General features: G+C 67.2%; 15 protein-coding genes. 7 read left to right on the forward strand and 8 right to left on the reverse strand.

Annotation, left to right across the window (positions count from 1 at the left end):
* Positions 1-88 precede the first annotated feature (88 nt).
* Both RJ1_RS18755 and RJ1_RS18760 read left to right on the forward strand, forming a co-directional pair.
* Positions 89-1,414, forward strand: coding sequence for an MFS transporter (locus RJ1_RS18755; RefSeq protein WP_073362464.1), 1,326 nt, complete (start codon positions 89-91; stop codon positions 1,412-1,414).
* Positions 1,411-3,180, forward strand: coding sequence for a CocE/NonD family hydrolase (locus RJ1_RS18760; RefSeq protein ID WP_073362566.1), 1,770 nt, complete (start codon positions 1,411-1,413; stop codon positions 3,178-3,180). Before RJ1_RS18755 ends, RJ1_RS18760 begins: the two co-directional genes overlap by 4 nt.
* A gap of 43 nt (positions 3,181-3,223) precedes the next feature.
* Here RJ1_RS18760 and RJ1_RS18765 read toward each other — a convergent pair whose 3' ends face one another.
* From RJ1_RS18765 to RJ1_RS18790, 7 genes are all read right to left on the reverse strand, one after another.
* The gene (locus RJ1_RS18765; protein WP_073362465.1) at positions 3,224-3,808 is read right to left on the reverse strand and encodes a DJ-1/PfpI family protein; all 585 of its coding nucleotides are present in this window, start codon (positions 3,806-3,808) and stop codon (positions 3,224-3,226) included.
* A 31-nt stretch (positions 3,809-3,839) separates the two neighbouring features.
* The gene (gene couL, locus RJ1_RS18770) at positions 3,840-5,378 is read right to left on the reverse strand and encodes a p-hydroxycinnamoyl-CoA synthetase (protein WP_073362468.1); all 1,539 of its coding nucleotides are present in this window, start codon (positions 5,376-5,378) and stop codon (positions 3,840-3,842) included.
* Positions 5,379-5,432: 54 nt separating this feature from the next.
* Complete coding sequence (gene couT / locus RJ1_RS18775; RefSeq protein ID WP_073362470.1) at positions 5,433-6,761, reverse strand: p-hydroxycinnamate MFS transporter; 1,329 nt, start codon at positions 6,759-6,761, stop codon at positions 5,433-5,435.
* Between the two features lie 139 nt (positions 6,762-6,900).
* Entirely contained in the window at positions 6,901-8,067 is a 1,167-nt protein-coding gene (gene couH, locus RJ1_RS18780) for a dihydro-p-hydroxycinnamoy-CoA dehydrogenase (RefSeq protein ID WP_073362472.1), read from the reverse strand.
* A gap of 141 nt (positions 8,068-8,208) precedes the next feature.
* Positions 8,209-8,364 (reverse strand): DUF6131 family protein, encoded by a 156-nt coding sequence (locus RJ1_RS46785; RefSeq protein ID WP_005263616.1) that lies wholly within the window; start codon positions 8,362-8,364, stop codon positions 8,209-8,211.
* A gap of 33 nt (positions 8,365-8,397) precedes the next feature.
* Positions 8,398-8,604, reverse strand: coding sequence for a hypothetical protein (locus RJ1_RS18785; protein ID WP_073362474.1), 207 nt, complete (start codon positions 8,602-8,604; stop codon positions 8,398-8,400).
* A 57-nt stretch (positions 8,605-8,661) separates the two neighbouring features.
* Positions 8,662-9,177 (reverse strand): hypothetical protein, encoded by a 516-nt coding sequence (locus RJ1_RS18790; protein ID WP_073362476.1) that lies wholly within the window; start codon positions 9,175-9,177, stop codon positions 8,662-8,664.
* A 165-nt stretch (positions 9,178-9,342) separates the two neighbouring features.
* On the opposite strand from RJ1_RS18790, the gene RJ1_RS18795 reads away from it, so the two are divergent.
* Both RJ1_RS18795 and RJ1_RS18800 read left to right on the forward strand, forming a co-directional pair.
* On the forward strand, positions 9,343-9,972 hold the full coding sequence (locus RJ1_RS18795) for an alpha/beta hydrolase family protein (protein WP_378380433.1): 630 nt from the start codon (positions 9,343-9,345) through the stop codon (positions 9,970-9,972).
* A gap of 41 nt (positions 9,973-10,013) precedes the next feature.
* Positions 10,014-10,910, forward strand: a complete 897-nt coding sequence (locus RJ1_RS18800; RefSeq protein WP_073362481.1) for an alpha/beta fold hydrolase — start codon at positions 10,014-10,016, stop codon at positions 10,908-10,910.
* A gap of 1 nt (position 10,911) precedes the next feature.
* Here RJ1_RS18800 and RJ1_RS18805 read toward each other — a convergent pair whose 3' ends face one another.
* Positions 10,912-11,499: a phosphoribosylanthranilate isomerase gene (locus RJ1_RS18805; RefSeq protein WP_073362484.1), complete on the reverse strand. Its 588-nt coding sequence runs from the start codon at positions 11,497-11,499 to the stop codon at positions 10,912-10,914.
* A 66-nt stretch (positions 11,500-11,565) separates the two neighbouring features.
* On the opposite strand from RJ1_RS18805, the gene RJ1_RS18810 reads away from it, so the two are divergent.
* From RJ1_RS18810 to RJ1_RS18820, 3 genes are all read left to right on the forward strand, one after another.
* The gene (locus RJ1_RS18810) at positions 11,566-12,870 is read left to right on the forward strand and encodes an alpha/beta hydrolase (RefSeq protein WP_073362486.1); all 1,305 of its coding nucleotides are present in this window, start codon (positions 11,566-11,568) and stop codon (positions 12,868-12,870) included.
* A gap of 27 nt (positions 12,871-12,897) precedes the next feature.
* Entirely contained in the window at positions 12,898-13,623 is a 726-nt protein-coding gene (locus RJ1_RS18815) for an ABC transporter substrate-binding protein (RefSeq protein WP_073362489.1), read from the forward strand.
* Positions 13,624-13,702: 79 nt separating this feature from the next.
* Complete coding sequence (locus tag RJ1_RS18820) at positions 13,703-14,941, forward strand: acyl-CoA dehydrogenase family protein (protein ID WP_073362491.1); 1,239 nt, start codon at positions 13,703-13,705, stop codon at positions 14,939-14,941.
* The last annotated feature ends 11 nt before the right edge of the window (positions 14,942-14,952 follow it).

The following is a 14,952-nucleotide window of genomic DNA, read 5'->3' on the forward strand; positions in this document are numbered from 1 at the left end:
ACCTGGACAACTCCCGGCCCCCGATGTCGCACCCACCTCGAGGCCTCTCCGAACTCCCGGACGCCCTTCACCTTCAGGTAGGAACCACATGACTTCCACATTCGACGGCCGCGCCTTACGCGCCGATGCCGGTGTCCGGTCGCCCCACGCGCGCCGCGCAGCCCTGGCCTCCTTCGTGGGCAGCACACTCGAGTACTACGACTTCTTCATCTACGCCTCCTTCTCCGCGCTCGCGTTCAACACCCTGTTCTTCCCGGATCTCGGGTCGTTCTGGGGGACCATCGTGTCGATGGCGACCATCGGGATCGGTTACGTCGTCCGACCGCTCGCCGCACTCGTCTTCGGGCACTTCGGGGACACGCTCGGGCGCAAGCGGATGCTGGTGGTGACGCTCGTGATGATGGGGGTGGCCACGTCGCTCATCGGCTGCCTGCCGACGTACGGGGCGATCGGCGTCGCGGCGCCGATCCTTCTGGTGCTGCTTCGTGCGGCCCAGGGTGCGTCCGCGGCGGGCGAGTCGGCGGGAGCGGCGTCCCTCGCGCTCGAACACGCACCCGCCCACCGACGGGCACTGGCGGCGAGCTGGGTGAACACCGGTGCCGCCGCCGGAATGCTGCTGGCGTCGCTGGTGGTTCTCGTCTTCTCCGGCCTGCCCGAGGACGCCTTCCTCAGCTGGGGATGGCGTATCCCGTTCCTGCTCAGCATCATCGTCGCTCTCGCCGGGCTCGTGATCCGTCGGATGCTGCCCGAGAGCGAGGTGTTCGAGGAGGCCGTGTCGAGCGACGGGCCGAAGGAGATGCCGGCGAAGGTGATCTTCCGCGACCACTGGCCGAGCGTGCTGCGGGTCGTGGGTTGTGGGCTGTTCGCGGTGGTGTCCACCATCTTCAGTGCCTTCGCCCTGTCGTGGGGCACCCACGAGGCCGGGGTGTCACGGACCGTCATGGTGGGCGCCACCGTGCTCACCGCCGCGCTCGCGCTCGTGGCCCAGCCCGCCGCGGGGATTCTCGCCGATCGGATCGGGCGCAAGCCGATCTTCATCACGGGCAATCTCGTCTGCGCCGTCTCCATCTCCGGATTCTTCTGGGCGGTCAGCCAGCGTTCGACGGCCCTGGTCCTGATCACGGCGTGCGTCGTGATGGTGGTCGGCTACTCGCTCGTCAACGCCGTCGGTCCCGCCCTGTACGCCGAGATGTTCGAGACGCGCATCCGGTACTCGGGCATGGCGATCTCCGGGCAGCTGGCGCTGGTGGCCACCGGTTTCGCGCCCACCATCGCCGCGGCCCTCGCCCGGCCCGGACCGAACGGCTGGATCCCGGTGGCGGTGTTCACGGCTTGCTGCTGCCTGGTCAGCGCCCTCACCACGCTCACGGTCCGCGAAACCTACCGGACCAGCACCACCGACCTCGGCAAATAGCCGCTCCCCCGTCGAAAGTGAATGAACCTGTGACACACGATGTGCTGATCGAGAACGACGTCGAGGCGACGATGCGGGACGGGGTGGTGCTGCGCTCGACCGTGTACCGCCCGTCGGTATCCGGACGCTTTCCGGTACTGCTCACCCGCACCCCGTACGGCCGCGACCTGGCCGTCAACTCGGGCTACCTCAACCCGACCACGGTCGCGGCCGCCGGATTCGTGGTGATCATGCAGGACGTCCGCGGCAGATTCGGCTCGGACGGCGAGTTCGTGCCGTCGGAGAACGAAGGTCCGGACGGGTACGACACGGTGCAGTGGGCGGCCGAACTCCCGTATTCGACCGGCGCCGTGGGCATGTGGGGGCGATCGTACTTCGCCGAAACCCAGTGGCGCGCCGCCCAGGAGAAGCCGGCGGCCCTGCGCGGCATCGCCCCGGGGATCTCGGCGGGCGGCAACGCCCGGTCCGGGGGCCTCGTGCGGGGCGGGGCGGTGGAATTCGGTACCCGGATCGGGTGGGGACATCTGTCGGCCGGACCCGCCGAGATCGCGAAACTGTCCCGGACGGACCCCGCCCGCGCAGAAGCCGAGTGGGGGTCGTGGGCGAGGATTGATCGCGGCCTGGCGGAGGGCACCTTCCTCGACGTGCTGCCCCTGCGGGACCTGGCAACCGGCGCCCCCGCGTTCTTTGCGTCGCCGATCGTCGAATCGCTGGGATTCCCGATCGACCACCCCACCCGCGATCTGTGGGACAGCGCGAGCGACCGGGCCGTCGACCTCCCCTCGCTGCACATCGGGGGGTGGTACGACATCTTCGTGAACAGCACCCTCGACCAGTACTTCGGTCAACTGGCGCACAGTGATTCCGGGGCGGCCCCGATGCCGTACCTGATCGTGGGGCCGTGGAGTCACACCAACTTCTCCGGACTCGGTGGCTCGGTGGTGTTCGGCAGTCCCGCGAACCAGGCGGTGCTCGACTCGGGGCAGGACCTGTCGTCGGTGCACGCGCAGTGGTACGCATCGGTACTGAGCGACACGGAAGCGGACATGCCCCGGGTCCGGATCTTCGTGATGGGGGAGAACCGGTGGCGGACGTACGACCGCTTTCCGGAACCCGCGCGCACGGCCGAACTCTTCCTGGCTCCCGGCGGAACTCTCGTCGCGGAAGCCGAGCGGAGCGACGGGTGCGTCGACTACGACTACGACCCGGCGGATCCGGTGCCGACGGTCGGTGGGGCGACGATGATGCCGGGGACGTTCGCACCCGGCGCACTGGAACAGAGCCGCGTCGAATCCCGGGACGACGTCCTGGTGTTCACCAGCGAGGCGCTCACCGAGCCGTTGACGGTGATCGGCCGGGTGTCCGCGACCCTCTTTGCGTCTTCGAGCGCGGTCGACACCGACTTCGTCGTGAGGCTGTGCCGGGTGACCGCGGACGGCACCTCGATCACCCTCACCGACGGCATGGTGCGGGCCCGCTACCGCGACTCCTACCGGACCGCCGGAACCTACACGCCGGCCGAACCGAGCCTGCTCCTCCCGGGCGAGGTGTACGAGTACACGCTCGATCTGTGGTCCACCGCCGTCACCTTCCTGCCGGGTGAGCGCATCCGGGTACAGGTGACGTCCAGCAACCATCCCCGCTGGGATCGCAACCTCAACACGGGCGAATCTGCCTACGAATCCGCAGAATTCGTCGTCGCCCACCAGACCGTGCACACCGGGATGCATTACCCGAGCCGGGTGTCGCTCTCCGTGGTGCGCTGACGCGCCCGTGAGTACTTGTTAACCGCCCGCGGTTAACAAGTACTCACGGGGGCTGCGGGTCGTACTGGATATAGCGACGCACCTCGCGCGCCCGCTCCGCTCCGGCGAAGCGGGCGACGAGGTGCAGTGCCATGTCGATACCCGCGGAGACACCCGCCGAAGTGATCACGTCACCGTCGTCGACGAACCGATCGTCCGGCCGCACGTCGATGGTGGGATCGATCTCCGCCAGCAATGCCAGTGACGCCCAATGCGTCGTAGCCGGCCTGCCCTTCAGCAGGCCGGCTTTCGCGTAGACCAGGGAACCCGTGCACACACTGGCCATCAACGGAACTTCGGCGCGCTGCCGACGCACCCAGTCGAGATGGGCGTCGTCGAGCAGCTGTGGCCGCGTGCCCTGACCGCCGGGATGGATCAGCACGTCGAGTGGCGGCGCGTCGGCATGGGAATGATGAGCGCCCAGGACGAGGCCCTTGGCGCACTGCACACTCCCTCCCGACGCGGAGAGGCAGGACACCGCGTATCCGTCGTCGGGGTACATGCGCGTCCACGCGGACAGCACCTCCCACGGTCCGACCGCGTCCAGCTCTTCGACGTCGTCGAACAACACGATCCCGATGTGCTTCACTCCTCAATGCAAGCACAGTCGTGAGTACTTGTTAACCGCCCGAGGTTAAGAAGTACTCACGGGCGGAGGTTCGCAGATCGGGTTTGCGGATCTTGCCGGTCGCGGTGCGGGGGAGGGCCTCGGCGATCTGGACGAACGTGGGAATCTTGAACCCCGCGAGCTTTTCTCGCAGCCGGGCACGTACCGTCTCCGCGTCGAGCGATGTGCCGTCGGCGGCGACGACGAACGCCATGCCGGTCTCGCCCCATTTGTCGTGGGGGACGCCGATGACCGCAGCCTCCCGGATGCCGTCCAGCTTCAGCAGCGCGGCCTCGACCTCGGCGGGGTAGACGTTCTCGCCGCCGGAGATGTACATGTCTTTGTAGCGGTCGCAGATGAAGAGGAAGCCTTCGTCGTCGAAGTAGCCGGCGTCGCCGGTGTGCAGCCAGCCGTCCACGATGGTGCGGGCGGTTGCCTCGGGCTGATTCAGGTAGCCGAGCATCACGTTCGGGCCCTGGGCGACGATCTCACCGATCTCGTGGGGTTCGGTGCTCGACCCGTCGGGGCGTACGACGTCGACGTCGGTGAAGAACGTCCGCTTGCCGGCGGAACCGATCTTGGTGCGCACGTCGGCGCTGGACAGCATGGTCACCGACGGCGCGGTTTCCGTCAGACCGTAGGCCTGGGTGATCGCGACGTCACGTTCCTGCCACGGTGAGATCAACGCTTCGGGCAGTGGAGCCCCGGCGACGCAGATGCCCCGCAGACTGGACAGGTCGGCGTCCTCGAACCGGGGGTGGTGCCAGAGTTCCTGAATCATGGTGGGGACCGCGAAGAATGTGGTGATGCGTTCCTTCTCGATCGTGTCGAGGACGACGCCGGCATCAAATTTGCGCAACAGCACCACGGTGCCTCCGTTGAGCAAGGTCGGTGTGACGGCGCCGCCGATGCCGCCGATGTGGAACAGCGGCGCCACCGACAGTGTGCGTTCCTTCGACGTCATGTCCTGGGCGAGAAGCTGGTTCAGTGCATTCCACAGCATGTTGCCGTGGCTGAGCATGACGCCCTTCGGTGCGCCGGTGGTGCCCGACGAGTACATCAGCACCGACAGGTCGTCGAGACCCACCTGCTCGTCGATGCGGGTGTCCGGCTGTCCCGCACGCACTGCCTCGTACGTGTGGGTGGACCACGAGTCGTTCAGGCCGATCCAGGTGGTGACGGGCGTGTCCGACTGCGCCAGTTGCTGCGCGACGTCGGACTGCTGATCACCGAAGATCACTGTGGTGCAGCGTGAATCGCCCAGGAGGTAGCGTGCCTCTTCGGCGGTGAGGCGTGCGTTGAGCGGGAGATACGTGGCGCCGAGCAGACCGGCCGCGAACATCACTTCGAGCGCCGCAGGGTCGTTGAATCCGAAGAAGCCGACGCAGTGGCCCTTTTCGACCCCGAGGGCGCGCAGGCCGTGGGCGAGCCGGCGTGTCCGCAGGGCCAGCTCCTCGTAGGTGACGGCTTTTCCGTCGAAGACGAGTGCCTCGTTCTTCGGCGTCATCGTGATGCGGCGCTCGAGCCACGAGCCGATGCCTTCGTTGTTCATGGTGACTCCTCGTTCTCTTCGAAACTACTCTCGAGCGTGTGGTCGGGGAATTCGTCAGGCCGACGGGGTGTCGGCGCTCAGGTCGTTGTCCTTGCTCTCCTTCGTCGCGACGAGGAAGACGGCGCTGACCACGCACAGCGCGATGATGAACAGTCCGACCGGGAGAATCGATTTGCCGGACGACGCGAACAGCGACGCCAGGATGACGGGTGTGAAGCCGGCGCCGATGAGGGTGGCCAGCTGATATCCGAGTGACGCTCCCGTGTAGCGCGCCCGGGTGCCGAACTGTTCGGAGATGAACGCGGCCATCGGCCCGTAGGTTGCCGAGTGGCAGATGGTGTAGCCGACGAAGGCGAGCGCGATGAACAGGAACTGTCCCGTGCTCAGCAGCAGGAACAGCGGGTAGACGCTGACGATCATCGCGGCGAGTCCCGCGAGCATGACCGGTCGGCGGCCGATCCGGTCGGACAGTCGCGCCGACCCGAGTACCAGGAAGATCGCGCAGAACTGGCAGAAGGAGAACGCGAGTAGCGCGTCGGATCGCTGGGCGCCGTTCGACACGGCGAAGGTGATGGCGAACGTGGTGAACGCGGTCTGCATTCCGAAGCTCGCGATGCAGCTCATCGAGGCTACGACCACCGCGCGGGGACGCTTCAGGATCGTGACGATCGGCGGGGCGGTCTCCTTCTTCGCGGACTCCTCCAGCGCCGCGGTGAACAGCGGGCTCTCCGACACCTTGGACCGGATGAACAGGCCGAGGGCCAGCATGAATGCCGAGATCAGAAAGGGGATGCGCCAGCCCCACGTGAGGAACTGCTCGTCGGGGAGAAGGGACACGGCCGCCAGGGCGAGGGTGCCGAGCAACGCGCCGGTCGGGGCGCCCGCGTTGGTGAAGGCCGCGGCGAATCCGCGCTTGCCGGGCTCGGCGTGTTCGAGCGACATCAGCGCCGCGCCACCCCATTCGCCGCCGACGGCGAGGCCCTGGCAGACCCGCAGGAGAACGAGGATCACTGCCGCCCAGGACCCGATCATCTCCGGCGGAGGAATGAGCCCGATCGCGAACGAGGCGAGGCCCATGACTGTCATCGAGATCAGCAGCATGGCCTTGCGGCCGACGGTGTCGCCGAAGTGGCCGAAGACGATGCCGCCCAGGGGGCGCGCGACGTAGCCGGCGGCGAACGTTCCCATCGAGGCGATGCTCGCGGCCAGGGGATCCAGGTCGGCGAAGAAGACCGGGCCGAAGACGAGGGATGCTGCGGTGGCGTAGAGCAGGAAGTCGTAGAACTCGATGGTGCTGCCCAGGTAGCTCGACAGGATCACCCTGCGAACTTCCTTCTTGCGTCGGGTGGCCGACATGGTGCCTGCGGTGGCGGTGACCGTCATCGATACTCCTTGGCCGAGCGGGGACATCAGAGCGGATCGCGTGTGTAGCGCGGATCACAATTAAACATTAATCATTGAAGATGTCAATGGAAGAGATCGCCAACGCTTCCGCCAGGGTGGTGATCCCCGTCGAGCGCGGTCAGGCCCGGGTGAGCTTGCGCCCGATGATGTCCTTCATGATCTCGGTGGTGCCCGCGTAGATCGGCCCGCCGCGGCAGTCGAGGTAGTCCTGCGCGACGTCGTACTCACGCATGTACCCGTAGCCGCCGTGCAGCTGGACCGAGCGCTGGACGACGCGCTGCTGCAACTCGGTGATCCACCACTTGGCCATCGCCGCCGTCACCTCGTCGAGCGTGCCGTGTGCCGCGTCGAGGATGCATCGGTCGGTGAAGCACTGCGCGATCTCGATCTCGGTGGCGAGTTCTGCGAGGTAGAAGCGGTTGGCCTGGAAGTCGGCCACCCGCTGACCGAATGCCGTGCGGTCGCAGCTGTACGTCAGGGCCTGGTCGAAGGTGCGTCGCATCGACGCCATCGACGTCACCGCCACGCTCAGGCGTTCCTGGGGCAGATTGTGACGCAGGTAGTTGAAACCGTCGTTCAGTTCGCCCAGGATGTTCCCGAGAGGTACGCGGACGTCGTCGAACACGAGTTCCGCGGTGTCCTGCGCGCTCAGGCCCACCTTGTGGAGCGGTCCGTTGCGGGTGAACCCGGCCATCCCGTCTTCGACCACCAGCAGGCTCACGCCCTTCTTGCCCGCCGCCGGATCCGTCTTGGCCACCACGATCACGAAATCGGCGAGCATCCCGTTGCTGATGAAGATCTTGGTGCCGTTCAGGACCAGATCGTTGCCGTCGCGGAGGGCGGTGGTGGAGATCGCGGCCAGGTCGCTGCCCGCGCCCGGCTCGGTCATGGCGATGGCGCCGATCTTCTCGCCGGTGCACAGCGGGGTCAGAAATCGATGCTTCTGCTCGTCGTTCGCCCGCGATACGAGGTAGGGCGTGACGAGATCGTTGATTCCCGCCAGGCCCATCACCACGGCCGGCGCGCCGACGCGGCACAACTCCTCGATGACGATCGCGTTGAATCGGAAGTCGTCCGTGCCGCCGCCGGCGAAGCGTTCCTCGACGTTGATCCCGAGAAGTCCGAGTTTGCCGGCCTGGCGGTAGATGTCCCGGTCGACCTGCCCCGCATCCGCCCATTCGCGAAGTCGTGGCGCGACTTCACGTTCGGCGAACCGGCGCACCGTCTCCCGGAACGCATCGTGGTCGGCGTCGAAGATGTTCCGCTGCAGTGCAACCGAGGTCATGCAATGTTCCTTTCGCCGGCACGCGTGCAACGCACGCATGCATAGTCGAAAGAAACCTATCCATCAATCATTGAGAATGTCAATGATTGATGGATGCAGGCTGATGCTCAGTCGGCGAATGAGGACGCCGACGTCGATACGTCAATACCAGTACTTCCGTCCACCCACCGCGCGGCCGGTCGTGCCCAGTAGCAGTAGGACGAGGCCGATGACAAGGAGGATGATGCCGATCGTCGTGAGGATCGAGATCCCCGCGACGAGGCCGATGACCAGCAAGATGATTCCGAGAACGATCACGGTGTTCCCTCTTTCCAGTTGGACGGGCTGGAGCTACTGACTCGGTTGCGGCACTTCACAATCGATCTTCGGATTGACGCCCGCATAATTGAGTGGGCCGGCGAGGACGGTGACGGCGATCGTTCCGGCACTGGCGCAATCGGCCGTCGCGTCCTTGAAATAGCCGCGCTGCCACACGGCCACCGCACCGATGATCAGCCAGATGATCACGATGAGCGTCACGAGCCGTCCGATACGCATTTCCGACCTCCCGTGTGGGCGCCGGCTCCGGGCCGGCGCACGTGTCGTACTCGAACGCTAGGTCGACGTGGTGTCGGTCGGCTTCGCGTGCGCTCCATGGCTGTTCGTGGAGTCGGTGCCGGTGGGCCGACCGTTGGCAGGCCCCGCGCCGGTGGTCCGGGCGTCGGTGGCTCGGCCGTTCGCGGGTCCCGCGGCGGTGGTCCGGGCGTCGGTCGACGGGGTGTCCGTCGTCTTCACGGCGGGGTCGAGTTCGTCGGCCCGCTTCCACTCGTTCTTCAGATCGTCACGGGACGTGGTCGCCGTGTTCTGGTGCGTTTGCGCATCGACCTGCAGTCTCTTGGCTTCGGCAGCCTTGGCGTCGGCTTCCGCCTGCGTCTTCCGTGCGTTGGCGGCAGTCTCCTCCGCCAGCGCCTCGCGCTTCTCGACGACCGACGTCTGCTCCTGCGCCTTCGCGCGGATGTTGTCGGCCTCCTGGTGGCGGCGCTCGTTTCGCTTGCGTGATGCCGCAACGGCCAGCGCGATCACGACGAGAACCACGACGATCGCAATGATGATCCAGATGGTGGTATTCATGAGCTACTCCCAGCGGTTGTAGATTTAAGGTACCCCGCGCAATAACTCGGCAAACAGACCGAGAGTCAATCGCAATCAACCGGTCGCCGGCTGTGGAGTTCCGGTGTGCCCGCGACCCGGAACGTATGCCGCGCCTTACCTCACATCTCCACTACCGTGAACCGCATGAGCGAGTTGCTGGAGCGTGACGGTGTGCGGGGACATCTGCATCGCCCGACGGGGGATGCGGTGGCGGGGCTGGTTCTGACGCACGGGGCGGGAAGTGATTGCGACACAAAGCTGTTGCGGGCGGTGGCCGAAGGGTTCGCGGACCGGGGGGTCGCCGTTCTGCGGTTCGATCTGCCGTTCCGGCAGCGCCGCGCGTCGGGTCCGCCGCATCCGTCGAAGGCGGCGGAGGATCGAGAGGGAGTCTCGGCAGCGGTGGCCGTGATGCGGGAGCTGGTGTCGGTTCCGGTCTGGGCCGGCGGGCACTCGTACGGTGGGCGTCAGGCGTCCATGCTCGCCGCCGAGCACGCCGGCCTCGTCGACGCCCTGCTGTTGCTGTCGTATCCGCTGCATCCGCCGGCCAAGCCGGAGAAGCTCCGCACCGAGCACCTGCCCGGTCTCCGCACCCCGGCGGTCGTGGTGCACGGTTCGAAGGACCCGTTCGCGACCCCCGACGAAATGCGATCGGCACTCGAACTGATCCCGGCACCGACGACGCTCGTCGAACTCGAGGGCGCCCGCCACGATCTGGCACCGGAGAAGTTCCCGGTGGTCGAACGCGCGGTCACGGCCATGCTCGACCTTCTGTAGGGCGGGCGAAGACGTCGGCGAGTGATCGGTATGTTCGGTGAATGAGCAACGTGCAGACCGACGCGCCCCACTGGTTCACCGCGGCGTTGGCGTCCGCGGTCGACGTCGGCCGGGTCGATGTCGCCGGTGCGCAGGTTCACTACCGCGCGTGGGGTCCGGCGGGCTCGCCCGGAATCGTGCTCGTTCACGGCGGCGCGGCCCACAGCCGGTGGTGGGACCATGTGGCACCGTTGCTGGCCACGGACCGTCGCGTCGTCGCACTCGACCTGACCGGACACGGTGACAGCGACCGGCGTGAGGACTACGGCCTGGAGCGGTGGGCGGAGGAAGCGCTGGCCGTGGCGAAACCTGCGGGAATCTCCGGTCCGCCGGTGTTCGTCGGCCACAGTATGGGCGGAATGGTGTCCTACGTGGCAGCGCAGCTGTTCGGTGAGGATCTGGCCGGTGTCCAGCTCATCGATTCGCCCGTCCTCGCCCGCACCCCGGAAGAGGAGGAGGCGCGGAAGCAGCGTGCGTTCGGGCCCAAGAAGATCTACCCGTCCAGGGCGGAGGCGCTCGAGCGGTTCCGTTTCGTCCCGCCCCAGGACTCGGCGGTGCCCGCGGTTCTGCGGCACGTGGCGGAGAACTCGATGGAGGAGGTGGAGGGCGGCTGGTCGTGGAAGTTCGACTCCACCTTCTTCGCCCGCCGCACCAGCGGCCATCTGGGCGCGTCGGACCCGCGGTGCCGCCTCGCGTATTTCCGCGCCGAGAACGGCATCGTCACCGACGACATGATGGACGACATGCGCCGCCGGTTCGGACCCACCGCCCTGGTGGTCGAGATCCCCGACGCCGGGCACCATGTGATGATCGATCAGCCGCTCGCGCTGGTCGTGGGCATTCGGACCGTCCTCGCCTCGTGGGACGTGGAAGACTCCGTCGCCGGGATGCCGGGCTGAATCAGGCCCCGGATCGGACCGCGGCGACGAACTGCTCGATCAGCGCCGCATCCTTCACACCCCGCGAGGACTCGACCCCGCTGGACACGTCGACGCCCCAGGCGCCGGTCGCGTCGACCGCGCTCCGCACGTTGCCCGGGTGCAGTCCGCCCGCGAGGATCCACTCGCCCTCCGGCCGGCTCTGGTTCGCCCAGTCCCAGGGCACGCCGGCGCCGGCGGTCGCCCCGTCGACGAGGACACGGTCGGCGCCGAAATCGCCCGAACCGTCACCGGCGACCACGGCACGGATCACCCGCAGGCCCGCGTCCTGCAACCGGGACACGTCGGCGACGGACTTCAGGTCGTGCACCTGGACCGTTCCGAGACCGGCCGCGGCGGCCACCTCGATCACCTCCGCCACCGAACTGCCCTTGAACACACCCACCGCGACCGTCGGAGCGGTGACGCGGCGGACCAGCGGTGCGGCGTCCTCGGGGGAGATCCGGCGGACGCTGTCGGCGAAGACGAAACCCACGGCGTCGACGCCGAGGCGCACCGCCAGATCGACGGAGGCTTCGTCTCGTAGGCCGCAGACCTTGATGAATGTCACCCGGCAATTTTACCGGTCGCTGCGAGTCGCCGACGCAGTGCCGGTTCGCGCTCTAGGCTTCGTGACGTGGAATGGCTCAGCGACCTCAGCGTGATCTCAGGGCCTCTGCCCTGGATCCTCACGGTGATCGGCGCGCTCGGCGGCGTGTGGCTGCTCGCCGCCCGCGCCCCCTGGTACCGCAGGAAAGCGATTCCGATCTGCCTGGCCGTGGCGGTCGTCGTCACCGTCGTCCTCTACGTGATGGTCGAGAAGGTTCTCCGGCCGTTTCCCGATCCGATCGAGACGTCCATCTACGTGTGGATCGGTCTGGGGCTCTTCGCGATCGTCCTGCTCGTGCCGAGAATCCGCGCCGGCCGGACGGTGGGATCCGCCGTCGTGTCGGTGCTCGCGGTCCTCGCGGTGATTCTCGCGTCGGCGACGCAGATCAACCTGGTGTTCGACGCCTATCCCACGGTGGGCACGGCTTTCGGGGCGGAACCGTTCGACCGGGTGCAGATGAACGACCTCGGCAGCACCACCGAGAACGTCGTGACGGGAACACCTCTCGACGCGTCGTGGACGGCCCCGCCCGGAATGCCCAGCGAGGGGCGGGTCCTGACGGCCTCCGTTCCCGGAACCGCGTCCGGGTTCGCCGCCCGCGACGCCGAGATCTACCTCCCGCCCGCCTACTTCGCCAACCCGCGTCCGCTGCTGCCCGTGCTGGTGATGCTGGCCGGTCAGCCCGGTGCGCCGGAAGACTGGTTCGCCGGAGGCAAGCTCGCCACCACCATGAACGAGTTCGCCGCGAAACACGACGGACTCGCCCCGATCGTGGTGGTGGCCGACGGCACCGGCTCGCAGATCGCGAATCCCCTGTGCGTCGATTCGAAGCTGGGCAACGTGGCCACGTATCTCGCGAAGGACGTTCCGGCGTGGGTGAAGTCGAACCTGCAGGTGAATCCGGACCCGAAGGCGTGGGCCATCGGCGGTCTCTCCTACGGCGGCACCTGTTCGCTGCAGATGGCCACCAACTACCCCGACGTGTACCCGACGTTCCTCGACATCTCGGGTCAGGAAGAACCCACACTCGGCGATCACCAGCGCACCCTCGACGAGGGATTCGGCGGTGACGAGGCCGCGTTCAAGAAGGTCAACCCACTCGATCTGATGGCGTCGAACAAGTACCCGGACTCGGCGGGGGTCTTCGTGATCGGCTCCGACGACGACGCCTACAAACCGGGCGCGCAGAAGGTGTATCAGGCGGCGAAGGCCGCGGGTATGGACGTGCAGTACGTGGAGGTCCCCGGCGGGCACAGCTTCGCGGTGTGGTCGGCGGGGCTGGAGAAGGAAATGCCCTGGCTGGCACAGCGGCTGGGGTTGATCGGTTCGTAGGCGCTCATCAGGGCGGAGAGAGGCGACATGACGGCGGCCGCGCGGGTACTGCGGGTGGGTTCGGCGCTGCCCGACCCACCGTTCGAGTTTCGGGACGGCGGCGCCCCCGCGGGTTTCGACGTCGACTACACCCGGGCCGTCGCGCGGGTACTCGGTGTCGAATGGTCGCTGGTCCCGTACCGGGGCACCGACTTCAACGGGATCTTCGATGCACTCGCCGACGGCGAATTCGACTGCATCGCGTCGGGTACCACCGTGACGGCGGAGCGCCGGGCCCGCGCGGATTTCTGCGCTCCGTATCTCGTGTCGGGTCAGTCCCTCGCCGTCGACACGTCCCGGCATCCCGGGGTGCGGGGAGTGGGCGACCTCGAGGGTCTGACGGTCGGGGTTCAACACGGCAACACCAGCCAGCCGATCGTGGAGAAGCTGGTCGCGGAGGGCCGGGCAGGCGCGATCCGGGTGTACGCGTACGACCGGATCGGACAGGCCCTCGACGACCTGTCCTCGGGCGGTTGCGACGCCGTCATGAAGCTTGCGCCCGTCCTCACCTGGCTCGTCCGGGACCGTCCGCACGTGGAGGTGGTCGAGCGGGGCATCTCCCGGGAGGAGATCGCCGTCGCCGTCCGCACGGGCGACGACGCGCTGCGGGAACGGATCGAGAGCGCGCAGCGCACCCTCGCCGCGGACGGAACCCTCGACCGGCTGCGGTCGCAGTGGCTCGAGATCGGTGAAACGAGAGGTGGCTCGGCATGATTCCGGGACACCTGTCCAAGAATAGGAACGTGTTCTATATTTGCGGCAACCCTTTCTCTCGGCGACTGGAGTGCCCGGCATGTATGAGTGGTCAGATACCGACCTGATGTTCCGCGACGCGATCCGCGGTTTCATCGACAAGGAGATTCGACCGCACGTCGACAAGCTCGAGACCGGCGAGCTGCCTCCGTTCGACATCATCCGCAAGCTCTTCGCCACGTTCGGCCTGGACGAGATGGCCCGTGACGCGCTGACGAAGTCCCTCGAGCGGGAGCGCAGCGGTGACTCCGCGTCCGACGCGAAGGGGGAGAAGTCCGGCGGCCTCGGCGGTGCAGGCAGCATGGGCGTCATCATGAATGCCGAACTGGCGGGCGTGAGCCTCGGGCTCGTCGCGTCGCTCGGTGTCAGCCTCGGGCTGGCGGCGGGCACCATCCGCAGTCGCGGGACGCTGGCGCAGAAGGAGCGCTGGCTGCCCGGTCTGGTCACGTTCGAGAAGGTCGGCGCCTGGGCCATTACCGAGCCCGACTCCGGCTCGGATGCGTTCGGCGGCATGAAGTCGTACGTGCGCCGCGACGGCGACGACTACATCCTCAACGGGCAGAAGACGTTCATCACCAACGGCCCGTACGCCGACGTCATCATCGGGTACGCGAAGCTCGACGAGGGGGATTCGTCCGTCGACCGTCGCGACCGCAAGGTTCTCGCGTTCGTGCTCGATGCGGGCATGGAAGGCCTCACCCAGGGCGCCCCGTTCAAGAAGATGGGCATGAACTCCTCGCCCACCGGCGAGCTGTTCTTCGACAACGTGCGCCTCACCCGCGACCGGCTGCTCGGCGAGACCGAGGACGGCGGAAAGTCCGACGGAAAGTCCAGCGCCAAGGAGAGCTTCGCGGCCGAGCGCATCGGCATCGCGTCGCTGTCGCTCGGCATCATCAACGAGTGTCACCGGCTCTGCATCGACTACGCCAAGTCCCGCACGCTGTGGGGCAAGGAGATCGCCCAGTTCCAGCTCATCCAGCTCAAGCTCGCCGAGATGGAGATCGCGCGCATCAACGTGCAGAACATGGTGTTCAATGCGATCGAGCGCACCGCGGCGGGGGATCAGGTGAGTCTCGCGGAGGCGTCGGCGATGAAGCTCTACTCCTCGCGCGCGGCCACCGAGGTGGCGATGGAGGCGGTGCAGTTGTTCGGCGGCAACGGCTACATGGCCGAGTACCGGGTGGAGCAGCTCGCGCGCGACGCGAAGTCGCTGATGATCTACGCCGGCAGCAACGAGATCCAGGTGACGCACATCGCGAAGGGACTGCTGGCGATGTAGTACGCCGCGCC

It is taken from the genome of Rhodococcus jostii NBRC 16295 (assembly GCF_001894825.1).
Classification (GTDB): Bacteria; Actinomycetota; Actinomycetes; order Mycobacteriales; family Mycobacteriaceae; genus Rhodococcus_F; species Rhodococcus_F jostii.

Bases quoted from the DNA above. Each gene is read 5' to 3' on its own strand.
- RJ1_RS18755 (WP_073362464.1), top strand. From the start codon at position 89: ATGACTTCCACATTCGACGGCCGCGCCTTACGCGCCGATGCCGGTGTC.
- couL (WP_073362468.1), bottom strand. From the start codon at position 5,378: ATGAACAACGAAGGCATCGGCTCGTGGCTCGAGCGCCGCATCACGATG.
- couT (WP_073362470.1), bottom strand. From the start codon at position 6,761: ATGACGGTCACCGCCACCGCAGGCACCATGTCGGCCACCCGACGCAAG.
- couH (WP_073362472.1), bottom strand. From the start codon at position 8,067: ATGACCTCGGTTGCACTGCAGCGGAACATCTTCGACGCCGACCACGAT.
- RJ1_RS18785 (WP_073362474.1), bottom strand. From the start codon at position 8,604: ATGCGTATCGGACGGCTCGTGACGCTCATCGTGATCATCTGGCTGATC.
- RJ1_RS18790 (WP_073362476.1), bottom strand. From the start codon at position 9,177: ATGAATACCACCATCTGGATCATCATTGCGATCGTCGTGGTTCTCGTC.
- RJ1_RS18795 (WP_378380433.1), top strand. From the start codon at position 9,343: ATGAGCGAGTTGCTGGAGCGTGACGGTGTGCGGGGACATCTGCATCGC.
- RJ1_RS18800 (WP_073362481.1), top strand. From the start codon at position 10,014: ATGAGCAACGTGCAGACCGACGCGCCCCACTGGTTCACCGCGGCGTTG.
- RJ1_RS18815 (WP_073362489.1), top strand. From the start codon at position 12,898: ATGACGGCGGCCGCGCGGGTACTGCGGGTGGGTTCGGCGCTGCCCGAC.
- RJ1_RS18820 (WP_073362491.1), top strand. From the start codon at position 13,703: ATGTATGAGTGGTCAGATACCGACCTGATGTTCCGCGACGCGATCCGC.